24 protein-coding genes are annotated in these 22,833 nt (G+C 58.6%); 7 read left to right on the top strand and 17 right to left on the bottom strand.

Going from position 1 to position 22,833, the window contains the following annotated elements; all coding sequences use genetic code 11:
• Positions 1–775 precede the first annotated feature (775 nt).
• The 4 genes from AC1VVM_RS19785 to AC1VVM_RS19770 are packed head-to-tail and all read right to left on the bottom strand — an operon-like array spanning position 776 to position 4,131.
• Positions 776–1,120 carry a hypothetical protein gene (locus AC1VVM_RS19785; RefSeq protein WP_482957183.1) on the bottom strand — a complete coding sequence of 115 codons (345 nt, stop codon included), beginning with the start codon at positions 1,118–1,120 and terminating at the stop codon, positions 776–778.
• The gene (locus tag AC1VVM_RS19780; protein ID WP_482957182.1) at positions 1,120–2,814 is read right to left on the bottom strand and encodes a phage tail tape measure protein; all 1,695 of its coding nucleotides are present in this window, start codon (positions 2,812–2,814) and stop codon (positions 1,120–1,122) included. Before AC1VVM_RS19780 ends, AC1VVM_RS19785 begins: the two co-directional genes overlap by 1 nt.
• Before the next feature lie 46 nt (positions 2,815–2,860).
• The gene (locus tag AC1VVM_RS19775; protein ID WP_482957181.1) at positions 2,861–3,295 is read right to left on the bottom strand and encodes a hypothetical protein; all 435 of its coding nucleotides are present in this window, start codon (positions 3,293–3,295) and stop codon (positions 2,861–2,863) included.
• Positions 3,292–4,131, bottom strand: a complete 840-nt coding sequence (locus AC1VVM_RS19770; protein WP_482957180.1) for a hypothetical protein — start codon at positions 4,129–4,131, stop codon at positions 3,292–3,294. Before AC1VVM_RS19770 ends, AC1VVM_RS19775 begins: the two co-directional genes overlap by 4 nt.
• A 199-nt stretch (positions 4,132–4,330) precedes the next feature.
• On the opposite strand from AC1VVM_RS19770, the gene AC1VVM_RS19765 reads away from it, so the two are divergent.
• The 4 genes from AC1VVM_RS19765 to AC1VVM_RS19750 all read left to right on the top strand — a co-directional run bounded on the left by AC1VVM_RS19765 (position 4,331) and on the right by AC1VVM_RS19750 (position 6,251).
• Entirely contained in the window at positions 4,331–4,948 is a 618-nt protein-coding gene (locus tag AC1VVM_RS19765) for a hypothetical protein (protein WP_482957179.1), read from the top strand.
• Positions 4,949–4,950: 2 nt separating this feature from the next.
• The gene (locus tag AC1VVM_RS19760; RefSeq protein ID WP_482957178.1) at positions 4,951–5,115 is read left to right on the top strand and encodes a hypothetical protein; all 165 of its coding nucleotides are present in this window, start codon (positions 4,951–4,953) and stop codon (positions 5,113–5,115) included.
• A gap of 26 nt (positions 5,116–5,141) precedes the next feature.
• On the top strand, positions 5,142–5,435 hold the full coding sequence (locus AC1VVM_RS19755; protein ID WP_482957177.1) for a hypothetical protein: 294 nt from the start codon (positions 5,142–5,144) through the stop codon (positions 5,433–5,435).
• A gap of 243 nt (positions 5,436–5,678) precedes the next feature.
• The gene (locus AC1VVM_RS19750) at positions 5,679–6,251 is read left to right on the top strand and encodes a lyase (RefSeq protein WP_482957176.1); all 573 of its coding nucleotides are present in this window, start codon (positions 5,679–5,681) and stop codon (positions 6,249–6,251) included.
• 232 nt (positions 6,252–6,483) lie between these two features.
• Here the strand turns inward: AC1VVM_RS19750 and AC1VVM_RS19745 are convergent, their stop codons facing one another.
• Positions 6,484–6,936 carry a hypothetical protein gene (locus tag AC1VVM_RS19745; RefSeq protein WP_482957175.1) on the bottom strand — a complete coding sequence of 151 codons (453 nt, stop codon included), beginning with the start codon at positions 6,934–6,936 and terminating at the stop codon, positions 6,484–6,486.
• A gap of 455 nt (positions 6,937–7,391) precedes the next feature.
• On the opposite strand from AC1VVM_RS19745, the gene AC1VVM_RS19740 reads away from it, so the two are divergent.
• Complete coding sequence (locus AC1VVM_RS19740) at positions 7,392–7,649, top strand: hypothetical protein (RefSeq protein ID WP_482957174.1); 258 nt, start codon at positions 7,392–7,394, stop codon at positions 7,647–7,649.
• A gap of 1,054 nt (positions 7,650–8,703) precedes the next feature.
• Here the strand turns inward: AC1VVM_RS19740 and AC1VVM_RS19735 are convergent.
• From AC1VVM_RS19735 to AC1VVM_RS19700, 8 genes are all read right to left on the bottom strand, one after another.
• Positions 8,704–10,260, bottom strand: coding sequence for a primase-helicase family protein (locus AC1VVM_RS19735; protein WP_482957173.1), 1,557 nt, complete (start codon positions 10,258–10,260; stop codon positions 8,704–8,706).
• A 25-nt stretch (positions 10,261–10,285) separates the two neighbouring features.
• On the bottom strand, positions 10,286–11,599 hold the full coding sequence (locus AC1VVM_RS19730) for a DNA-primase RepB domain-containing protein (RefSeq protein ID WP_482957172.1): 1,314 nt from the start codon (positions 11,597–11,599) through the stop codon (positions 10,286–10,288).
• 9 nt (positions 11,600–11,608) lie between these two features.
• Positions 11,609–13,129 carry an AAA family ATPase gene (locus AC1VVM_RS19725; protein ID WP_482957171.1) on the bottom strand — a complete coding sequence of 507 codons (1,521 nt, stop codon included), beginning with the start codon at positions 13,127–13,129 and terminating at the stop codon, positions 11,609–11,611.
• Between the two features lie 340 nt (positions 13,130–13,469).
• Complete coding sequence (locus AC1VVM_RS19720) at positions 13,470–14,024, bottom strand: hypothetical protein (RefSeq protein WP_482957170.1); 555 nt, start codon at positions 14,022–14,024, stop codon at positions 13,470–13,472.
• 103 nt (positions 14,025–14,127) lie between these two features.
• Complete coding sequence (locus AC1VVM_RS19715; RefSeq protein ID WP_482957169.1) at positions 14,128–14,352, bottom strand: excisionase; 225 nt, start codon at positions 14,350–14,352, stop codon at positions 14,128–14,130.
• 48 nt (positions 14,353–14,400) lie between these two features.
• The gene (locus AC1VVM_RS19710; protein ID WP_482957168.1) at positions 14,401–15,063 is read right to left on the bottom strand and encodes a ParB/RepB/Spo0J family partition protein; all 663 of its coding nucleotides are present in this window, start codon (positions 15,061–15,063) and stop codon (positions 14,401–14,403) included.
• Positions 15,064–15,212: 149 nt separating this feature from the next.
• Positions 15,213–16,412 carry a tyrosine-type recombinase/integrase gene (locus AC1VVM_RS19705; RefSeq protein ID WP_482957167.1) on the bottom strand — a complete coding sequence of 400 codons (1,200 nt, stop codon included), beginning with the start codon at positions 16,410–16,412 and terminating at the stop codon, positions 15,213–15,215.
• Between the two features lie 157 nt (positions 16,413–16,569).
• Complete coding sequence (locus AC1VVM_RS19700; RefSeq protein WP_482957166.1) at positions 16,570–16,971, bottom strand: FAD-dependent monooxygenase; 402 nt, start codon at positions 16,969–16,971, stop codon at positions 16,570–16,572.
• Between the two features lie 367 nt (positions 16,972–17,338).
• On the opposite strand from AC1VVM_RS19700, the gene AC1VVM_RS19695 reads away from it, so the two are divergent.
• Together AC1VVM_RS19695 and AC1VVM_RS19690 are read left to right on the top strand one after the other, a co-directional pair.
• The gene (locus AC1VVM_RS19695; protein ID WP_132386236.1) at positions 17,339–17,665 is read left to right on the top strand and encodes a hypothetical protein; all 327 of its coding nucleotides are present in this window, start codon (positions 17,339–17,341) and stop codon (positions 17,663–17,665) included.
• Between the two features lie 176 nt (positions 17,666–17,841).
• Positions 17,842–18,798, top strand: coding sequence for an alpha/beta hydrolase (locus AC1VVM_RS19690; RefSeq protein ID WP_482957165.1), 957 nt, complete (start codon positions 17,842–17,844; stop codon positions 18,796–18,798).
• Positions 18,799–18,845: 47 nt separating this feature from the next.
• Here the strand turns inward: AC1VVM_RS19690 and AC1VVM_RS19685 are convergent, their stop codons facing one another.
• The 4 genes from AC1VVM_RS19685 to AC1VVM_RS19670 all read right to left on the bottom strand — a co-directional run bounded on the left by AC1VVM_RS19685 (position 18,846) and on the right by AC1VVM_RS19670 (position 22,822).
• Entirely contained in the window at positions 18,846–19,076 is a 231-nt protein-coding gene (locus AC1VVM_RS19685; RefSeq protein ID WP_132386234.1) for a hypothetical protein, read from the bottom strand.
• Between the two features lie 126 nt (positions 19,077–19,202).
• Positions 19,203–20,312, bottom strand: coding sequence for an acyltransferase family protein (locus AC1VVM_RS19680; RefSeq protein ID WP_482905462.1), 1,110 nt, complete (start codon positions 20,310–20,312; stop codon positions 19,203–19,205).
• Complete coding sequence (locus AC1VVM_RS19675) at positions 20,306–21,436, bottom strand: glycosyltransferase (RefSeq protein ID WP_482905461.1); 1,131 nt, start codon at positions 21,434–21,436, stop codon at positions 20,306–20,308. The genes AC1VVM_RS19680 and AC1VVM_RS19675 overlap by 7 nt, the downstream gene beginning before the upstream one ends.
• A gap of 33 nt (positions 21,437–21,469) precedes the next feature.
• Positions 21,470–22,822: a glycosyltransferase family 4 protein gene (locus tag AC1VVM_RS19670; protein WP_482905460.1), complete on the bottom strand. Its 1,353-nt coding sequence runs from the start codon at positions 22,820–22,822 to the stop codon at positions 21,470–21,472.
• Positions 22,823–22,833 lie beyond the last annotated feature (11 nt).

The raw sequence follows: 22,833 nt of genomic DNA, 5'->3' as shown, positions 1-22,833 counted from the left end.
GCCGTTAGAGTGCCCCGGGAGCGGGCCAGCTCAATACCTCGCGAGCGCCGAGTCGCGCTCCTAGGTGAGCCTCCGGGGCTTGCCAAAGGTCAGCAAGGGGGGGGTGGTCCCGGAGGCTCCAATCGATTTGTATCATAGATCGCTACGAAGGCCAGACGAAAAGGTGGCTAAATGTGGCGCACCTGTAATTCGTTTACAGGATCAAGGACGAGCACTGTAAATCGATTGCAGCCGCCTCTCATGGACCTGTAAAGTTCTTACAGTCGCGGCGCAGGGTTCTAAGGCGCAGGCCCCCGTAACCTGAAAGATACATCCGTGATCTCTGTCACACTTTGGTAACATATGATGGGTTAACAAATATGCGCGACCCGAGGGCGGCTCTAATGGGCTAAGCCTGACACTGGCCCGGCAGCTTCGGTTGTCGGGCCTTTTTCGTGAGCGAAGGGCGTCTAGGAGCCCGACTCCGAGCGGTCGAGGTCGGGCCGGGTTCGGCTAGCCGGGGAGGGCGGATCGCGCCCCTACGGGGCCGAGGGGCGGAATTTCGGAGCCTTAGGCGGCGGGATCGGTCGAGGTAGGCGGGAGGGCGAGCGACGGTCGAAAGCGGGGCCGTCACTCGCCCTCCCTCTCCCCGTCGCGGCCTTGCACCGGGATGCTGTCAGCGCATCCGCCGAGGCGGGGAGATTGGATTTCGCGCTCTTTCGCCGCGCCGCACTGTCCCGCGAATTGATCGCGGAAAAGGCGGGTGCGCTTGTCTGGGCGGCGGCGGGTCATGGGGCTAGTTGATGTCGTTCGCGGCGAGCGGGGTCACCCGGTTTTCGGTCGCGAGGTGCGCCGCCGCCTGCGTCATGACCGATGCGCGCACCTCGATGAATGCGTCGATTTCGAGCGCTAGACGCTGATCGATCGTCATGGCGTCGGGCGCTGCGCTAAGCCTCGCGATGAGCGCCGCCATGATTGCGGCATGGAGAACTTGCGCCGTGACGGCCTGTCCTTCGTCACCGAACGGCAGCGAGAGGGTCACGCCCATTTCGACGGCCAGCGACGATGCGAGGAAGTCGATGTTGAGCGCGGTGCCGGCCACTTCCGGGATCGGCGTTCCAGTCGCGGGGGTATCGGACATCACTTGCCCCTTCCGAGTTTATAGGTGCTCTGGATCGCGGCGGACACGTTGCCGTCGCCGCGCACGATGTCGGCGGCTACAGCCTTCTTCGCCTGCTCGATGAAGATTGCGACGTTGTCGCCGTCTTGCGTGACGCTGACTTGCGAGTTGGTGTAGTTGTTTACGACAACTTGTGGGGCCGTGGAGGCCACGCCTAGGCGGCCATCCGTGGTACGTTGTAGCGGCATCACCGCTTCGGGTCCGGCCTCGCCCATAAGTCCGGCCCCGTTCGCCATCGGGAACAGAGTCGGCTGGTTTACGACGCCGCCTTTCGCGTAGGCGGTAACTGCCTGACCGCTTTGGATAACTCCACCCTGCGAGAAACCGAATGAACTACCGTAGTCCACGCCGAACAGGCCTTTGATCGCTTGGACAAGAGCCCATTTCACGGCGAGTTCAGTGAGGGTCTTAATGACCAGCTTGCCCATGTCTTCGAAAGCTTGGCCGAAGGTTTTCGTGCCCGCTGCCGCGTCGGAGAAAGCGTCACCGATGCCGTTAATGAGAGTGACGGCTGTCTGGCCACCGGCACCACTCTCGCTCCAGAATTTCTGTAGTGTGGTCTGTGAATCGGAAACCGTTGAGGTGAAGTCGGTAATTGCATTCGATGCGGCTGTAACCCGTGCCAAAGCTTCGGGCGTGAGCATATTGTTTTGCTGTAGCCAAGCGTCATTTCGGGTGCCCGGATCGCGCCTGTAACCCTCGCCATATTCTGAGAGGGCGCGGGCTGCGTCTTGCTGCTTTTGTAGTTCCTTCAATGAGGCGGCGGCATCCTTCGTCGCTTTGGAATCATCGGCTGTCGCGGCGGTGTGGTCCTTGGTCGCTTTAGTGCTTTTTTCTGTATGATCAGTTATGAAGGTTCGCTGCCTATCGAGCAGTGCACTGGCATCGATAAGCTTATTCATCTCGGCTTGGTTCTTCGCCAGTTCATCGGAATTTCTGGCTAGTTCCGCATTGTAGTCTTTCACTGTCTGGGTAGAGCGCCCGCCGCCGACCGTCATCGCTGAGCCGCCGCCTGCGCCGCCGAGGATGGAACTGGTGTAGGAAGTCAGGCCTTCGCTCTGAGCCTGTTGCTGTTGGCGTGTGATCCGGGCCCGATCCTGCAGAAGCTGGATTTGCTTCAGTGACCCAGCTTGGAAAATCTCGGATGCCTTCGACGCCTTCGACAGTCCGTCGATGTATGTATTCACCATGTCTTCGATGGCCGTCGAAGCTTTATCGGTGGTCGATGTCAGGCCCTCAATAGCAGTGACGAGAATAGGCACGGCGGCGGCGGCAACACCGAGGCCCACGCCCCAAGGTCCGCCGAAGAATGCGGCCAGCTTAGAGCCTTCGGAGAACATATTCCCCATGGCGCCGACTGCCTGCGGAATTTGTTGGCTGAAGGCGCGAACAGCGCTGGTTCCGCCCGCGATCTGGACCGCCGTATCTTGGGCCTGATAACCGACATTTTGGAGCCCTGCGCGAAAACGACCACTATTGTCGTTCGCCCTCTTCATCGTGTTGGACATCGACTGCGTGGCTTTCGCCGCGCTGTTGGTGGCGCGAAGGACAGCCGCTTGAGCCTGTTCCAGTCGGGCGAGGGCTGCGATGGCCCGAACGTCGCCGTCAGTCTTAATGTTGACTGTAATGTTTCTGACTAGGCTTTCGTTGGGCATAGATCACCTGAACAGAATTGGATTATTCAGCCGGGGAGGTTGGGAATTAGTTCACTGCGCCATATGCGAAATCTTCGGCATAACCGATGAGGCTTTCGCTAATTGCAGTCGCACCGGCCCGAGATGCGCGCTCGGATTTCTCTACGGTGTCACCGATTAGATTGCGCACGTTCAAGATTTCGCGGTCGTGCTTGTCACTTTCTGCAGCGAGGCGCTTGTTGATGGACTTCGCGATGCCTTTGTAAAGGGCATCAAGGTTGATTTCAGGGCGGGCTTTCAGTCGGGCGATCTCGGCTTGCGCTGTGCTGAGAGATTTCGTCAGCATTTCTATCTTGATCGCTGAGTGGCCGAGTTCGGATTTCAACTCTGCGACATCGGAATGGGAGGCTGCGCGCGTGGCCGCCGCCAGTTCGCGCTCGACTGCGTTCAGACGCGCTTCCATTGTCCAAAGGAGGTTGGGGAAATCGCTTTCGCTGCTCATGACGTCCATCCTTCCGAAAGCGTCGATGCGTTCTCGACAACGTATGATTCTGGATCGGGCTCGGCTGCCTCAGGTGCGGTGGGCTGGGGCTCGATTGGGTCTGGCGCGATGGGCTCGTCAGGATCGGGCGCAGTCGGCACGGGCGACGGGTGCCGGGGAGGGCTTAGGTCAACGAAGCCGAGGGGCGGCGGGGCAAAGGAGCGAGGCGCAAGGTTGGCATCCTTCACCTTCCCATGCCGTGCATGGTACAACGCGGAACGCCTTTCACGGGTGGCGCTGGCGCGGGCGGCTGTCGCCTCGTCACCTGTAGCGACGGCGTGATTCAAGGTGGCTTTTGCCACGATGATAGCGGCCACAGCTTCGAAGCGTCGAAACGCCTTGCGTTCCTTCCTGAGAATTTCAGCCGCATGTTTCGCCGCGCTGCGCATGCGGTCGGAGACAATCTTTCCGTCGATGAGACCGGCGCGCACGTAGGTCCGAGCAGCGCGGACATTTTCGGCCAAGTTCGGCGGGACAGCACGCGCCGACTTCGCTGGGTAAATGCCTTCCCCGATTAGGAAATCAGCCGCACCAATCAGGAACTCGGTGGCCTCTATCGCGCCGTCATAGAGGCGCTTGGCTTCCTTGATGGAGATGGCGAATTCAATGCGCGCTTCTTCGTGCAAGCGCTTTTGTTCACCGGGGCGGGCATTGTGTTCGGCGGCGATGGCGAAAGCGCCCTTGGGCGCTTTGAGCTGGTTCTCCAGCTTTTTGATCGCGATGCGGGCGAGAGAGTCGACGAGGGACTTGGTTGCATCGACGTTCACCGGGAAACTTTGTACATTGTACAGTGACATTTGAGACCTCGACAGGTTGTCTTGCGGTCGATACGCGCCGCCGAGGGAAAGGCTACGCTCTATTCGGATGCATGGTAAGTATAGCGACATTCTTTTCGCGATTTTTGGTGAGATTTAACTATCCAATTGCGTATTTCGCACCGTGCTATACCGATTTCGCGCTATAGTCAGCGAAAGATCGACTGGGCGGAGCGGAGAGATGGTGGACTTGACTACATTGAGCCGCAGCGAGAGGCTGGCCATTCTCGCTCATGAGATGAGCCACGCATTCGCCGCGCTGCTGGTCGGGTGGCAGGAGCAGGCATTCATTTCGCGACCTTCGAAGTCGGCAATGGCCTTATCTTGGCAGGCGAACTTGCGCGAAGCCGGGGAGGAACGGCTTGCCGGAATCGCGCTGGCCGGGATCGTCACCGAGATAGCGTTGCTGGGGAAGATCGAACTGCACAATTCCAGTCGCGGTGAGTTGATCGCCGCCGCATATCGCCATGAAAAGGATGTCTATGGCTTCGGCGTGTTCGACGATGGGCCGAGCGACATGGTGTTGTTCGGGTCGGCGCTGTCGGCATCGGGGCGTGATGTTCGGTTGGCGAAATACGCTGTCGAGGTCGCGCGGCTCAGTGCGCTCGTGATCGCGGCCTTCATTCATCGGCGCAGGGCGCTGTTCAGCGACATTTTAGATGGCGTGGAGCGGTTGCCTGCGGATGGGACGATGGGCCTCGCGTTCTCGGCTCGCGAATTGCTGATGGCTGAAGGTCGATTCACCATGAAACGAACCTTTATGGTGGCGGATTGGGCTCGTGTTGGCGTGGAGGACTGACCATGGGCGGGATTCAGGGAAACAAGAACCGCAATTCCAGCGATACTCGGGTGCGAGACACCTATGGAAACATTGCCGCGCGGAACGTCTTGGCGCGCCTCATTGAGAAAGACATCGAGTTTTGCGGTGTCGGAGGCGGCAAGAAACGCGAAGTGCGCCGGGGGTGATCGCGGTGACAGCCGTGGAGGATCATATGAGTCCGCTCGCAGGCGATGATACTGGGCCCGATCTCGTGTTTGACGATGAGAACGACAGCGGGGCCGGGGCCGTGAAGCTGGTCGCAGCCGCAGCAGTCGCGAAGGTGGCTCTGGCTATCGAGTGCCTGCGGAATGGCGACCGCATCGGAGCCGGCAGCGCTGCGAGGGATGCCGCCGAGTGGCTGCGCTCGTTCGGGATCGCGGAGGTGCTGCCTAGCGATGTTCTGGCGGAGTGCGTGGCTGAGGTCGATAAGAATGCGGTGGCGAAGGACGCGGTGAGGGGCTCATGAAGGTTCGCCCTGGCAAGCATGAGCGGATGGCGCATCGGGCGAAGGCGCTTGTTCGGGAAAATCGGCTAGGGTGGGGCTTAGAGCGCGGCGAGCCTTCGGAGGGCTATCGGGACCGGAGCGGGACGGAATCGGCTCCGAGGGGGGGCGGAGCGGAAAATTCGGGCGGCCTAGCGCCGGGGACGGATCGCGAGGGGCGATAACGGCGGCGAAAGGGCTAAAGTCGTGGACACATTCGGGTACTGAATGGCAGATTTTCAGCATTTTAACCGGAAAGCTGCCGTTTCGGACACGCCGACATTGCGGACGTTGATTGATGTCCCCCGCTGGTCGTGTCATGTCATGACGATGCGAGAGCGCTACGAACCTCCCTCGGACTTTCTGAAATTGGTTATCGCAGAGCAAGTGCCTCTGGCCGGTGGATTACACGCTGATGCAAACCTCCAAAGGCTAATAGAATTCACGCGGGACCCTGATCGGGTAAATCGCGATTGGGCCGTACTGCTTCTCAGCCAAGAGGGAGGCGACACATCCGCAGTGCGCGATGCCTTGTATCACGCGGCAACAGATGTGGACGATGTGGTCAGGGGCGAAGCGATACTCGGTCTTGCGGGACTCGATCCCGCTATCGCGCTGCCCTTCGTGCAAGCGGAACTCAGCAGGGATTCAGTCACGATCCCTATTCTGGAAGCAGCCAGCATTTGTGCCGATCCTTCGTTGATCGCTGATTTGAAAGTATGGAGCCAGCCTTCGGATCAGCCTTACGCAGACAGCCTCGCTGCGGAAGCATTGGCGGCTTGTGAGCGGGCTGTCCGCTAACCCCAGCATTTCTGCCATCGGCGCACGCTATGGGGTTCCCAGTAGCTGACAATCGTTCAGGCAGAGTTTGTCCACGCGACCTTGGCTGACAGAAATCCGGCCCCGACATCGCGCCGAGTCAAACTACGATGTCGGGGCCGGAAAGAACGGTGTCGTTGGCCGAACTCCATTTAACCAACGACACCGGAGCGCTGGCGGGTGGTTGAGGGTCGCCGCGCTGACTCGGTTCAATTCAATGCGGGTAGAGCGGCTGGCCGTGCTTCTCAGGCAGGGCCAGGAAGGCGCTGCCGGGAACGGCGGCAACATCGTTGTCGAACTCATTGGCCTTTCGCGCTGCGTCATTGGTCGAGCGAGACTGGATCGCGCTGTAGGTGAGGCCAAGAGCGCGAATGAGCGTGATCTGGGCGCGCTCAGCCTTGGTGACGTTCGCATACAAATCGTTCGCCACGGAATCGGACATCAGGGGCTGTGCGCCTTCAGCGATCAACCGCTCAAGGTGTTCTCGGGCAGGTCGAATGACGAACTCTTGCCGCAAGATTTTGTAGGCGGTGTGCAGCGACAGAGGGCTCCAGTCGTCGAACAGGCGCGACTTCATCAGGGCGTGCCAGAAGTCTTGTTCATCCGCGTTTTTGAGTACGCAGCCGTGCGGGGGCTCATGGGTGCGAGTGTCGGGAACATTGGACACAGGGTTAGGCTCCAGAAAATATGTAATTCGATTGTTAAAGTCGAAGCCGGGCAGGACATGCGACTTTACGCTGGGTTATAGTATACCAGTCAGGGGCGAAATCTTGCTTTTTTCTTCGGCTGCGCTAAGGCGATTAGTTAGTGGGCGCATTGAAAGAGAACTCCCGGCGCGCTCGGGGGCAGCTTCCAATTCTTAGACGCTCCCCCGCCCCACCACACCGGAGGCCGGAGCCGCAGCCATCCCAATGATTTACACAATGTGTTGTGTGTTGCGTAGAGTTTCCGATGTAGAGGCTACAGGCCTGAGCAGTCGAGAGGCTCGGTCAGCTTCTCAGGTCGCGGTAGTCATCAGCTTCGGGTAGTCTACGACTCGCCGTGACTGGCGATGAGGCTCGATGTTACAGCCTCTTGTTCAGTATTGTGGCGCATCTCTACATAGAGGAAGGACAACGGACCATGCCGCACCGTGAACCTAACACTGGCGTCGACATCGACGATAGTTACGTCATGGCGAAGTATATCAAGGGGGCAGAGGCCGAGGTCGAGGCTCTGGCTTCGAACCGACAGGCTGAGATGGAGTGCTTGTGGGCTATGAGCCCGGAAGCCGCAGCCGACGCTGAGCGGCGGTTTGTCGGTGACGTTGAGCTGGTCGGGATCATTGAGGGATCGTTTCTGGAAGCGTTCGAGACGATGGGCATCCAGTTCAACGCCTGATCCCATCGACTGCGCTGGATATGATAAGGGCCGCTCAGCAGTACACTGGCGGCCCTTTCTCTTGGACTACCTTGAGCGGCTATGATCGCAGGGTCCGGGTCATCCCTCTCAGTCGGCGCAAGTCTTGCGGCGTGGCTAGGCGAGTTTGCCCGAGCCGGTGAACGTAGGTCTTACCAATCTCGGCACCTGTGTATTCGCCATCGCGTTCATCATCATGGGGCTTGCTCATGATCGCCACTCCCCGCGCCGTCGCAGGTCAGCGCGAATTGCAGCAATGATCTCTGTTGAGACTTCTTTGGATGACTTAACAATCGGTCCAGATCGGCGTTCATCGAGAGAACGCTTGAACTGAGGCGATGAACAAATCTTTCCTTCCATTCTAGACATCGCAGTATCTCCAGCAACGGAAACCTATACTATCCGGAAAGCGATGAGTTGAGAACTGCGAATACTGAACTCGCAAGTTTAGTGTTCGTTCGGGTCAGTCGAAGGCAATGGATCAGGACTCACTCGATTACACCGCAGCAGTTCGGACCCCACCCTCAAGCACTGAGCGTGTAGCGATCAATAACGCCAATATTGTGATCGGAAACAGAGTCTCGGTGAGTATCGCGAGCGACCTAAAAAAACAATTCCTCGCGACTGGATTTGATAATTTATAACATTCAGTCGCAGGGGAATTATTTTTGACGGCGGTTCTAACAAATCTCTAACCGGCTCCGGGGTAACTCTAAGGCTTCTCTGGGGCTGCTCTGACCCCTATTCAGAAAATATACTTATAAATCAAAGGTTGCTCTGGGGTCTCTGGGGTCTCTGGGGTAAAACGGCCTCCGCCGAAAATCGGGGCGGGCGGAGGCGAAAAACTTTCGTTTCCTCGGGTAACCCCAGAGCCCCAGAGACAATGCTGATTTATCAATGACTTAGCATGAACTAGCCCCAGAGCAGCCCCAGAGCAGCCCCAGAGACTTACCTCAGAGGCCCCAGAGCGTGTAGGCGAAAATGCAAACGATTCCTCATCCCTCTAAGGATAGCTCTCCGACCCTCGTAGTCTATCTTAAAAGAATACACCAGACCATGTATCGACGTCCAAATTCCAAATGAATGCTTGTTTCTCCCCCCATTTCGCCCTCGCGACTGGAAGCGGAGGAAGCTCATAGCCATTGATTTGCCCCTCTGACTTGCCAGAGCGTGTCGCCTTTACAGCGCCAATTTTCTTCATTTCTTCATAAATTCGATTTGCATTGACCTCAATATTAAGGGTCAGCCTCCAGTAATCCTGCAGATCGGAAGTCCTCACAACTGCCTTATCACCTTCGATATGGACAGGCCCGTCTCCGCTCGCCAAGAGACTGTGAAACGCCTTCTCCCAGCCGGTGTAACTCAAGACTTTCTGCTTCACCCGTTCATCGGTTTCCGGGATATCCATCGACGGCTTCCAGTCGCCAAGATCGATAGCCAGCAAGTCGAAGATCATCGCTTCGATGCCGCCATTTTCAATCTGGCTCTTTAGGTCGTTGAAGTATTCAACATCTCCAACGCGTGCAGATGAAACCCGAAATACAGGATATCTCCTGTCACGATTTTCCACATGTGCTAAGTGTTCATCATTAGATATGATGGCAATGTTGATGCGATTTCTCCCCGCGACTGGATCGCGGAACTTGGCTTCATATGTATTCAAGTCGTCGGTTATCATGCCTTTGATGATGGCAACGGCGGCTTTGCTATCTGGGTTCATTGCCTCGTCAACCAAAGCAAACAAGATCGTGTGCATATAATTGTTGAATCGCCCGGTGATCATATTCTGTGACCTAGGCCTGATCCCATGTACCCCGAACGCAGCTGTGATCGCGGTAAAGATGATGGACTTCCCAGCGCCCGGTTCGCCAACCATACATGGCGCCACCAGCGACTGCTCGCCAAGGTTCTGGAATAGCCAAGCGAAATACTTGATCCACCACCTGTATTGATCATCATCGCCGTTCGACAGTATCTCCTTAATATGCGATCTAATCAGGCTCCAATCCCCCTTCTCTGGTACAACGGCCAAACCTCGCCAAAGGTTGAACCTTTCGTACATTGGTGGAATTTCTTCTTCAGGTGTTCCGAACTTAATCGGGACAAAGGCAGTCCCCTCATAGGACGCGCGGACAGGACTCTTCCGCCAAATCTCGCACAATCGCTTCCGGTTCAACCTAACCCGCAATCCGCCATCGAAGTTCTCTGTCTCGACTGCGGCGATGACGTGCTTGTTATCGAAGGAGGCAAGGAAGTCGCCCGACCTTTGGACATTGATCATCTTTCCGAATTCAGGAAGTTCCGGATTATTGGCATAGTACAAGACTGCCGGCGAACCGCCTTCACTCCTGAGGAAGTGAATTTTGGTGTCCATGACTTCAATATATTTGTCGATCTCCCGAGTTATGTCACTGCGGAGTGCCGCGACGCTGTTCGAGTTCATGACTCTTCCGTCATAGGGGCCGAACTTTATGTTCATTCGGTTGATGATCCCGTCAATCATCTTCGCGACTGTCAAGGGGATATACCATTCATCCTCGGCCTTTTGGGCTTTGGCTTGGGCTACAGCTTTCTTCTTTTCTTCTTCATTCATCTTCGCGACTCCTTATGTTTATGCATCAGAACCCGAAATCTTCGGTGAACTTCCCATCGGTCCAGGTGCCGATGCGCAGCCCTTCGTCCACTCGAAATTGAACACGCGCACCGGGCCGGATCGGCCAGTGATCATCCATGTCGCCGTCGAATTCGTTGAGGGTTTCGTGCCACTCTTGGGCCTTTTGGCGGGTTTCCCGCTCGCGCATCCGCTCCGACGCGCTGTAATTCTCGCGCGCCCGATCCAGCGCCTCGCCGTCTAGTTGCTGTTCCACCAAGGCTAGGAAGTCGTCATTGATCTTCTTCACATAGTCCTTGTAATCTCTGTGCCGGGTGCCGTGGCCGTGGTTACAGTATATGTAAGGCCCTTTTCCGTCCGACACCGAGTAGGGCCGAATGCCGCACCCATATTGATCAATCTTGTCCGACGCCCTCTTTTCCGGCGGCAGGCTTTCGCCGTGTAATTCTGCGAACGGGCACTTTATCGTTACGAACGGGTCTGTTTCGCTCCATTCGCCAATTAACTTCACCCAGTCGCCGGGGAACTTGAACATATTCATGTATTTCAGCTTCTCGACTGTAGCCTTGAACAGATCGTCCTCGGCCGCAGTCGGAGGCAGGGATATGCGCTCGACCGGAGGCTCTAGGCTCAGCGTGAAGGCTTCCGCGAACCGCTCCAGCGTATAGGTGCGATCAGGCTCCCAAATGCGCGCTTTTACGCGCCAAGGTCGGCCATTCGGATCGTGATATTTCGGCTTGCCGTTGATCCCTAGCGGCAGTCGCATGATGCGGGTAACGCCGCGCATTCCGGGGTCTCTGTCGCTCAGGAGTTCTTTCTTGATGAGCTGCTTGATCAAGGAATCCACGACACGCTTATCTGCCGCGACTGGGGATAGAACGTACAAAGCTTGATAATTGCGCGGGGACGTTTCCACGAGACAGCTAGGCCGCAGCTTATCGATTGTTGCTAGGCTGTGTTTCGCGCCGGGGCCGTCGCCCAAGTCGTCGATCATCAGGCACCAAGTGTAGGCGTGATGGCTGATGCGCCGGGCATACTTGAGCCGCTTCTTGCCGTCGCGCCCTTCGACCGGGGCCTTATTGAAGGCCGAGATGACCGTGTAGCAGTTCTGCCGGTCGTCCAGTTCCCAAGGCTTCGCGATCTTCACCGGCCACCCTTCCGGGCCGCTTTCGGGATCGCCGGGACGGCAATGCACCATCAATCGCGGGCCTTCCGGCACTTGTCCGGGCAGTACTGAGTAGAGACTGTCTAGGATCGTCACCGCGTCCAGAGGAACTTCCTCATAGGCATGGCCAACCCATGGCTCGATTACATTACTCATGACACGTCCTTAGCCTTCCGTCTTTTGAGGCCGGTTGATGTAAATTTTGGGGGTGAGGTAGGCACTGCTCATCTTCGCCACGACCGCTCTCAACTTCGCCCGTGTCAGCGCGGTGTATAGGTGCGAACGATAGTTGCGCCTATATTTGGCGAAGTGCGGTATTTCGTCGATATAGAGGATGTTGTCGAACTCTGAGCCCTGCGCCTTATGGCAGGTAGCTGCATAGCCGAAATCCAATAGCGTGGGATCAAGTTGTGCTCTATGCGTGCTGTAATTATACCTCACGACTGTCCTGACGGTTCCCCTGTAATCCAGTGACTTGAGAACATACCTAAACTCGGCGGACATTGTTACGGTGATACGATATTCATTGGACTTGAATTCTTCTTCCAAGTCTCTCATGATTTCGCGGTAATACCGCTTATGCACTTCGCGAACGATGTCAGTCGCAGTGCTCTCGTCAGCTTCATAAGGTATCTCGGAAATGAAGAATTTGTCCGAGTGGATGAGTTCTAGGCGCGTCTCCTTGTCCTTTTTTACGCGCCTTTGTACTCTTATGTTTGCGACTGCGTGCCCAGTCGGGCGTGATCTCGCTGTGACCCTGTATGCGCCGTTGTTGACAAGGGAGTTGGGGCTGCGATCAGTTTCCTCCATGCCCTTAGGTAGCTGGGCAAATAGCGGCTCCCCGACTGCCGGTGCGAGTGATGTATAGCCTAGCAATGCCCGCTTTTCGGCATTGAGCAGCTTTCTCGTAACATTGCGCCAAGTGATGATTAGATCGGCGCCGAGGATTTCCCGCCTGCGTAGTTCATCGTCATTTTCCCATGTCGTCTTATTTATGAACGATAGTGAACCGTCGCCAGCGCTAAGATTCACTTCGCTCACCTTATTGCGTACTGCGGTCGCGTACTTGACGAGATCGCTATCTTTATCAGCCCGGTGAATCGTCTTCAGGGTGATGTCAGTCCCGTTTTCGAATGCTGGGGGAAGGGGGTCCAGCTCATAGTCCTGGTCATCGCCCTGATCGTCACCTTCCTCGACTGGAGGGAGTTGGGCTTCATCGCCTACTCCATAGATCTCGATGCCATAGCGGGCGATTGCCTCTTCCACGAAGCCAATCATTTCCTCAGATAGCATGGACACTTCATCGCAGATCACCACTATTCGATCAGCGCCATCGAAATCGAGCGCCTCTTTCATGGTGAACCGGATTTCAGTTTTCTCATTGCCTCGCTCGTCCTCAAGGGTCACTTCTTCGGGGACGGTGAAAAGGGAGTGGGCTGTTTCGGGGCTGATCTTAATCCCCAGCTTCTCCAGCTTCCCGACGAGGATCAAAGCGGCACGGCGGGTTGTCGCTATGACGAAAACTTTGACATTCGGGGAGCGCTGTAATTCGAGAACAGCTTGTGCAATTACGTGTGTTTTCCCAGTTCCCGCTGGTCCATTGATTATGTGGATGCGCGATCCCTGAGGGGTGATGATGTAATGAATAGCGCCATCTTGATCTTCATCTACTTCCAGTCGCGGCATGTATGCCTCCAACAGATAAAGCTTCGCCCATCAGTAAAACCGAGGTCGAGCGGCTTTACTTCGGCGGCGGTTGCGGCTATATCGGAGGAATAGTCATCGCGGGCTGCGAACTATTCCTTAGCGTTCCTCCAATATAGTGATCCAATAGAATGCCGTCCTACTCATCAAAGGGTAGGGCGGCTTTCTACGTTAGACCTATCCCCAGCCCGAGTCGAGGGCCGTCCGGCGCGAATACTATCGTGCATCTTCAATAGGTCTGATCAGTTCGGTCGTTGCGCAATATATCTGCATATCGGCAAGAGTTGCCGCTTGGCCGCGACTGCACTTGACCTGAATTACATCAATCCTGTCTTCGCCAGAAATCTCGTTGCATTGAGCCGGTCACATTGCTGTCGGTCGCGTAAAACATTTGCAGTTCGGCTAACGACATGAGCCGCACAAGGCTCTGAATCCGTTTGCGTCTCTTTGCGATGACGAAGGAGATGTGCACTGCGCCGATGATGTCCTTTATGGCGTCGGGTCCATAGGAGGCGAGCGCCGAGGCGATAGCGCCATATTGCAGGACCTCGACTAATGGAGGTACATCTTTACGGATCCATTTCTTGAGTGCCGGTTCTTCATCTTTAAGCCAATAGGATATGTGCTTACTCGGATCGAGATTTCCGTCAGAGAGCACTTTCACAAAGGCGGTCCATACGGAATCGTCTACATGTAAGTGTTGGCAGCGCTCCTGTCCGTTGTCGGCCATGGCGCTGATATAGATGCCGTGCCGAGGCGAGCCCGCCCGGTGCATCTCGCTGACGTAAAATGACCTCGCGGTGAGGTCGATGAGGTCACTCTCTCTCGCGTAGCAACACGGACAGAAGGGATCGTTGTCGTTGTGCTGAATAGTCATCGTTGCTTCCACTGTAATCACATCAGCCCGCGACCGATTACCGCCCACAACATGGCTAAGCCGAGCAGTTCGGCGGCGACCAAGCCGAGGATCAGGCGCCAGATCATTGCGAGCGAAGCCGCGCGACATAGGCCGCGAGGCTTTCGACGGTAATGAACTTCCGCTGCCCTTGCGTCACGGTTTCAACTTCACCGGCACCAATCAATTCGTAAATCTTCTGCTTGCCGATGCCGCCCAAGTAACGGCGGGCCATGTCGATTGAATAGAGTGCTGGGTCAACGTGTTCCAGTCGCGCCGACTGGCGTTCTTGTTTGGCTTTCGTGTCCATTTTTGCGACCTCATCGTAAGACGGAACCTAGAATAGACGATCTAGGAACTACTCACCGAGTCGTTTATTTGCCGATTTTTCGGCCGCCGTCTCGCCCATTAGACGCGCCAACTCCAATTGAATGTCCTTGGCTCTGTATTTCTTCATGAGGCGTTTGAGCGAAACGGTCAGCTTATCCGCGTCCGAGTCTTCGGCCTTCGCGGTCGGGGAGGGCTCCTTGAAGGCGCGGTCAATCGTCTTCTTAGAAACTCCGAGCATCCACGCCACTCTCGTACGCACGCCGTGGGTATGTTGCGGCCCCGCTAGGCGGCCATCGGCTAGGCGGGTTTCAGGATGGCGGGACATGTTGTCCTGGGCAGTCTGCTGCTCCAACGTCGCGCAAAGCTGCCGGATGAAGTCGTTCTTCTGCGCCGTGGTGAGATTGTGGCGCGCTAGATTCTCCGTCAGCGCTTCAATCTTCGCTTCAGTCATGTCGGTGAAGATTTGCGCATGGATTTCCGCGCGGCCCAGCTTCATCATTGCTGCGTGGCGATGATATCCGGCGAGCAGCGTTAAAGTCCCATCATCGCCTCGGTGAACGATGATGGGTGTCTGCTGTCCGGTTCTCTCGATTGATTTCGCGATGACATCGGTGGTCGCGTCATCGACGGGGCGCAGGGCGCTATCGGTCTTGATCGATGCAATGTCGATTAATTCAGCAGCATTGGGCATTCTCTAATCCTCTCAAAAGAATTGAACACAACAACTCCCCACCCGGTGAAGGGTGAAATGGGAGCCAAAATGTCATTCCTTTCGAGAGCCCGTGGAAAATGCCCCGAGCCCCTTATCCATGACCGGCTGTTTTGTGGCTGTCAACGAGTTTAGGACGCGCTCATTTCCCGGCTATAGGCTTCCAGCATCTCGCGGCGCAGTTCGAGCAGGTCACCCGTCGCATAGGCCGCACGCACTTCGTTCGTGTCCTTGTGGGCCAGTTGCTTCTCGGACAAATGATCTTCGTATCTGCGATCTAAGCTCCAGCGCTTAAATGCGCTGCGAAAGCCGTGCGGCGTGTAGTAGGGTGAACCGTCTCGCTTCGCGATGGCCCGCATCGAATGCCGCAGCGTATCCACGTTGAGCATTTCGCCGCTGAAGGCCGGGAAAACCAGATCGTTGTCGGGAAGCCGCAAGTTGGCGGCGATGGCCAAGGCGCGCATTGCCATCTCGCTCAACGGCACCTTGTGCGGCTCGCCATTCTTCATCAATTCCGCTGGGATCGCCCAGACCCTCGCCTCTAGGTCGATGTGGCTCCATCGCGCCGATAAGACGTTACCGGGCCGCGATGTCGTCGCGATCAGGAAGGGGAAGGCCGCGCGGACGACTGGGCGGCTGTTCGAGAACCTTTCGACATCGAGCAAGAACTTGGGGATGTCGGCGTAGGGCATCGACGGCATGTGGCGGACTTTTCGCACAAGTTTGCCGTTCTCATCGCGGTCGCGCTCCGGCATCGAGTCGATCAGCGATACCCAGTCGAGGTGCGCCGACCGCAACCCGCGTCCTTTCGCGGACACGAGCGTTCCTCGGATGGCGCTGTGCAGGCGCTTCGCCGCTGCCGGTTTTTCGACCCAGATGGCAGCGAGTACGGGGTTGACATCGGCTTCATTGACATCGGCCACGGGCTTATCGAGGAACGGCTTACAGTGCCGCTTGAGGGAGGCGAGCCAGGCCTTGGAGTTGGCGTCAAGCTTGTTCCTCTTCCGCACTTTGTTTTCATAGCAATACATGGCGGCGTCCTTGAAGGTAGGAAGCCGGGAGCGCGGTCCTAGGGCCGATTCGGCTCCGCGGGCGGTTAGGCTAGCCCGGAGGTCGCGGGCCTTCTCTCGGGCCGCCGCTAGGCCGATTTCGGAGGCCTTTCCTAGCGAGCGCTCGATATCCTTCCCGGCGATTCGCGCGCGGAACAACCAGTAAGAACGTCCGGCCCGGTCAATGAAGAGTTGCAGCCCTTCGCCGTCGCCATAGCGTCCCGGTGTCTTGGTCTTCAGGTGCGCTTTAACCTTCGCGGCATCCAGCCTCTGTTTGGCCATCTGTTCTTTCCCCGATTCAGCGCTAGGGCCTTTCCCTAACTGTATCCCTGAACCGTCCGGGAACGCGATAGACGATCTAGACCGGATAGAAAACCGAACGGCAGAAATCCGCCATTTTCTATCATTTGGGTCGCTTGAGAGGAAAGGAGAAAATCTGCTAATTTATTTCATGGGGGAACTCGGAGAGCCCTTCCTCGGTGTCGCGGATGCGGCCGTGGCGGGCGATTTTGCGAGCCTCGGTCTCGTCGGGCTTCCAGAACGTGGTCTCGTTGACCCAATAGGCTTCCCGGGCCACACGGTCTGCAAAGCCGAAGGCGTTGAACATTTCCATCGTGCGGCAGGCAATGCCGTCGGCCTGACCCAGTTCCAGCGGCCCGCGCTTGCGCTCGATGACACGCGTGCGGATCGCGGGGAAACGGGCGAGTTGGGCGGCCAGCGTCAGACCGGCAGGCCCGCAGCCGACGATCAGCACTTCGACTTCGTCCGATACCGTGGCGCGAGCGGCGGCCGGATGGATTTCGGGATCGCCGGTGCGGAATCCGTTCAAATGAAACTGCATGTGCATCCTCGCTTGCATGACGGTCTCATGGGGAGAAGGCCGCCTATGAGTCGATATATGTCGTATACTACCTAAATTTAACGGTCAACGCGGATGAGGGCTGCGCGCGGTAAGAGGCCGCAGCAATAAGGAACTTTTTTGTCGCTGTTCGCTGGAATTGTGAGTGGTAAAAGCTTGCACAGGATCGAGAAAGCATGTCGGTGCGCGGCCATCGACATCGATCACGCACGCTGAATTGTCATGAAAATCACATATTGCGTGGTTCCCGGCAAAGTTGAATGCTGGTGCGCCGTTGTGCGGCGGGCCGTGCCGGCCGGTTGAATTGCGTGATGCCGATTGTGGGGTCACGATAATGGAGGACGTATTGATGAAGCTTGTTGGAATGGCCCTTGGCCTGGCAGTTGCTTTCGCTCCGATGGCCGCCGAAGCACAGGCAGCGGCGCCTGTGGCCGCCACGCCCTCCGCCACTGCGGGCTATACCGTGACCGAAACGAATATCGGCACCCTGCTTGACGATCCCGCTGCCAAGGCGATCATCGACAAGTACCTGCCCGGTCTTTCCACGAACCCGCAGATCGACATGGCCCGTTCGATGTCGCTGAAGACCGTCCAGCAGTACGCACCTGACAAGATCACCGACGAGGCGCTGTCGAAAGTTCAGACCGACCTTTCGAAGCTGCCCGCCAAGAAGTGAATACGATCCGGTCGCCGGTCATGATGCCGGCGGCCGGACAATGCGGCAAACAGAGCGTGATTGCGTGGTGTTCGCCGGTGGTGCGATGCCTGCCCACTGGCGGCCGATCTTGGTTGGCACCGGCAACGGGGCGGGCCATCAGACGCGGACGACAGGACAATTGAGGTCAATCGACGATGCATGAGAGCAGCCGGAAGCTGGTGGCGCCTGAACTCCTGATCGGGCTCGATGTGATGCCCGACGTCGATTTCGGCGCGGGCATGGCGCAGTTTCGCCAACCTTTCGCCTCGCGGGAAATGCAGCCGCTGCCGGAAAAGCTGGCCGTCGTTTCGCGAAGCGAGCATCGCATCCCGAGCGGGAGCGATGCACCGGACGTGCGGGTGCTTCGTTACGATCCTCCCCAGACGGACAAGGCCTTGCGCCCGGCCATGCTGCACATTCATGGCGGCGGCTATGTGCTGGGCGATGCCGACATGAGCGACATCTCCAACCGCTCCACGGCGCTGGCGACGGGCTGCGTGGTCGTATCGGTGGACTATCGCCTCGCGCCGGAAACGGTCTGGCCCGGCGCGCTGGAGGATTGCTACGTCGCGCTCCGCTGGCTGGCCGACAATGCGGACGAATTCGGCATAGACAGGGACCGTATCGCGGTTTCAGGCGAAAGCGCGGGCGGCGGCCATGCCGCTGCGCTGGCCATTCACGCCCGCAATGAAAACGGGCCGGCGATTCGCTTCCTGCTGCTCGACGCCCCCATGCTGGACGACCGCACGGTCGCCGGAAACGATCTCAATCCCTATTGCGGCGAATTCGTCTGGACACCGAAGAAAAACCACTTCGGATGGTCGGCATTGCTGGGCCGCGAGGCCGGCGGCGATGACGTGCCGGAGGCAGCTGTCCCCGCCAGAACGAAAGACCTGACCGGATTGCCGCCCACCTTCATTTCGGTGGGCGCGCTGGATCTGTTTCTGGAAGAAGACATGGAATTCGCCCGCAGATTGATGCGGGTGGGAACGCCGGTCGAACTGCACGTGATTCCGGGCGCCTATCATGGCTTCGGCGTTGCCCAGAACGCCCCGCAAGTGGCCGAGCTTGTTCGCCTCCGCATGGCAGCCTTGGGACGGGCTTTTGCGTAGGGGTGAATTTACAAGGCGCCGCGCGGATGCGCTGCGCCTTGGGCTCTTCAGCGGGTTGCCCGGCTCGGCGTGATCGAAAAGCGGCCGGACCGGCTCCAGTAACCGGCGCCCGCCCGAAAAGTGCCCGTTCCGTCAAGGTGCACGAAAGCGTCCGGCTTGCCCAGCGCCTGTGCGATTACGCGCTTGGCGGCGGCATGGGCGGCGGCTTCGTCGCCGGCATCGATCTTCTGGTGGATGGGATCCGACCCGGGCGAGGTCGAGAACTGGAGGTCGAACATCGACGGATTTGCGCTCCTTGCGCGGATCAGAGCAAATGCAATGCCTGATGCTTTAGGGGCGGTGGGGGAATCGTCAATGGCCGCTGGGCACGGCAAGCGGCAGACCGAGTGTCTCGCGCGGCTCAACTATTGGGCGGCGAGGGGATCGCGCCGGACCGCGCTCTTGCTGCGGCGCCGGAGCCAGCGCTCTACCGGACGGTCGAACAGCAGGTAAGTCAGTATCGCGGCCGTCAGCGCCAGCAGTAGCATCGCCGCGGCCAGTGCCAGATCGCCCGCCGCGGTGCCGCTGGCCCAGCGCTCCATGAATGTCATGAGCGGCCGATGCACGAGGTAGAGCGCGAACGATGCCTCGCCCAGAAGTTGCAGCACGGGATTGTGCAACATGCCGGACAGAGCGCCCCGGCCATGCGCGAAAATGAGGATCAGTGCCGCCATCGGCGGCACGAACACGAGCTGGTAGCGGAACGCCAGCGGCACCGCGAACCAGTCGACCGCGAACATCGTGGCCAGCACCGTCGCAACCAGTAGGGCCTCGGTCGGGCCGGTTGCCCAGCGTCTTCCCATGCCTTGCTGCCATGCGCGGTAGAGCAGGATGCCCGCGAGGAATTCGAACAGACGGGTCAAGGGGAAGACGTAGAACAGCCAGTCGACGAAAGGCGAGTAACCGTGGACCTGCATGGACGCGACGCTGGCGCCTGCCGCGATTACGGCGATCCCGCCGATGAACACGCTCCGCATCGTCTTGGGGCTCATCTTCACCAGCCAGGGAAACAGCGTGTAGAAGAACAGCTCATTGGACAGTGTCCAGGAAGGGCCGTTCAATGAATAGTGGATCAGCGGCTCGGGAAACCAGCTGTGCAGCAGCGCGAGGTTGAGCCAGATCGCGGGTGTCGGCGGCAAGTCATTCTTCAGCACCAGATAGCCGATAAACGCCAGTCCGACCGCCAGATGGAGCGGAAAGATCCTCGCCAGACGCCGATAGAGATAAGTCGCCACCGAAACCTCGCCGGTTTTCAGCGCGCGCTCATAGGCGTGGGTCAGGATGAAGCCGGAGAGGATGAAGAAAAAGGTGACGCCGCAGGCGCCTTGCCGCAGGAACACCTCATAAAGGCCCCGCAAGGCGGGGCTACGGCTCTGTTCGAAGAAGACCAGATGCGAAAGCAGAACCAGCAGCGCCGCGAAGAAACGCAGCGAGGTCAGCTGGGCAAGCTTGGCGTGGCTCTGGACCGTCAACATCCGGGCGCGGGTGTCAGCAACTCAAGATAGCGATTGGCCGAAACCCGGGTGGTGAACTGCTCCAGCCAACTGGTCGGCACCGGCGCGGGGCGCTTGTTCAGCACATCGAGCATGGCGTCTGCCAGCATATCCGGGTCTTCCACGTTCACCAGCTTGCCGAATCGGCCATGGTCCAGCGCTTCGGCAGGGCCGGAAGGGCAGTCGGTGGCGATTACGGGCGTGCCCAGCGCCATCGCCTCGATCACCACATTGGCCAGGCTCTCGAACCGCGAGGACAGCACGAAAAGGCTGGCCTTGGCGGTATAGGCATGGGGATTGGGCGCGAAGCCGGGCATCGACACGTCTTCCGAGAGGCCGAGGCGATTTACCAGATCGGTCAGCATCGGGCGCTCCGAACCGTCGCCCAGGATGATGAGGCGGCAGCGCATCTGCTTGCGGACTGTCGCGAAGGCGGTGATGAGCGTGCCGAAATCCTTCTGATGCTCAAGGCGGCCGACGCCCATGACAATCGGCACGTCGGGATCGCGGAACCACGGATGGTCAACCGGCGCCTGACCGGATTCGATCAACCCGTCGCTGACGATCGGGTTGTAGATACAGGTGATCGTGCCCGGATCGATGTCGATCACTTTGGCAAGATCCAGCGCCGTGCCCTTGGACACTGCGACGATGGTATCCGCGCGCGGATAGAACAGGTGGGCCAGCCGGAAGAACCAATACCGCGATTGCCAGGGGCGCGCTTCGTCAAGATCGACCGAGGGGAAGCAATGCTCGGTCAGCATCAGGCGGAAGTGGAAGCCCGCGATCCACCGCACCAGAATGGCGACGAGGTTAGGAAAGCCGAAGCCCGTGCACATCACCGCCTGCGGCCGGGTCCGGCGCAAATAGGCGCGCAGCTTGGTCACCCGCGCGATGGGGCCCTTTGCGTCGAGCACTTCGTAGGTCACGCCCTCGGGAATGAGGGTGCGGAACGGCGACCACGGATTGTCGAGATCGACCAGGATCACTGGGTGGATGCCGCGCGCCAGGAACTCCTCGGCAAGGTTGAACACCACCCGGTCGACACCTCCGTTATAGAGCTGCCGCGCGTAGAAGACGATGTCGGGTCTGTCGGTCTGTTCCATGGGCTGGCTTTCGCAAGATCCTGTGTGACGGCGCTATCCGGCCATGACCGGCGCGCCGCGGTGCGGTTGGGAAACGTCCTGCAATATCCCTGCGATTGTGCGTGCCTTAACCGCCCAGTCGTGCCCTTCGCGTTCGAGGTGACGGCGGCCGGCATGGCCCAGATCGCGGCGCAGTTCAGGTGAATTGGCAAGGCGGCGCATGGCGGCGGTGAGCCCGTCCACGAAGTCGCTCTTCGACGAAGGCGGCACCAGGATCGCGCAGTCGCGGCTTGCATATTGGGCGGCGCCGCCCCAGTCGGCGGCGATCACGGGAACGCCAATGGCCATGGCCTCCATCATCGCGATACCGCCGCATTCCCTCAGCGAGGGCGATACGAAGGCGCCGGCGTCCAGCAGCAGTTCCATGTAGCGTTCGAGCGGAACGCGGCCATGCATCACCACGCTGTCGGCAAGGCCTTCCGTGCGCACCAGTTCCTCGATCTCGCCGTAAAGCTCCCCGTCGCCGACAAGGTCCAAACGGACGCCGCCCGTGCGGGCAAGCGGCGCGAAAGCACGCACCAGATAGGAGATGCCTTTCCAGTCCACGAACCGGCCGCAGAAGATGAAGGACATCTTGCCGCCCAGCGCGGGATCGGCGCCGCGCGGCTGCCAGCGGCCGAGGTCGACCGCGCTCTCCATCACTTCGCGGATCTGCCCGGAGACGCCGCTCGGCAGGGCCGCGCGCGTCTGCTCGTTGGCGACCAACAGCACGGCGGCCTTGCGCTTGCCGGGGATCAGCCGGTGGAGCAGCCCCGTGGCGCTGCGCGTGCCGGAGATCGCCATGCGCACCAGCGGGCCATCCATGTGCCGGAAGGCGGGCGGCAGGTCCATGCCGCCGCTCATCGGGCCGATCACCACCGGAGCGCCCAGATCGTACATGAAACTGACGGCCCGGGCCGCGATCGGCGCGGGCTCGAAAACCACGTCGACAGTGCCTTGCGCCACTCGCCCCCGAGCCATCCGCCGGATGCGCTGCTGGGTAATCAAGTGGATCAACTGGTTGAAGACGAGATCCTCCACGCGGTGCGGAAAGATCCGGCCGATGCGGAACAGGATGCGTTGCAGGAAGTGATCACTGACGAAGGAAAACCGCGCGAACATCGCCGGGTCGAGGTCTTCCGCAAGTTGTTCGCGAACGCGCTCGTGGCAAATGATTCTGACATCGTGCCCCAGCGCAAGGAAGTGCTGGAGGTAGTAATAGGGCAGGATCGTTTCGCCGCTGAGATTGCGCGATACGTTCTCGGCGATCAGCAGAATGTTGAGCTTCGGGGCTTCCGGCTCTGACGGAGTCTTCCTATTCCCCAGGCCGGGCTGCGGGAATTGAGGGGAGGGCAACTGCACGGTCATTCCGTTAACAT

The organism is Novosphingobium sp. BL-S-33, from assembly GCF_056857025.1.
The sequence above is the reverse complement of the archived record's forward strand: the minus strand, read 5'-3'. Positions and strand labels throughout refer to the sequence as shown.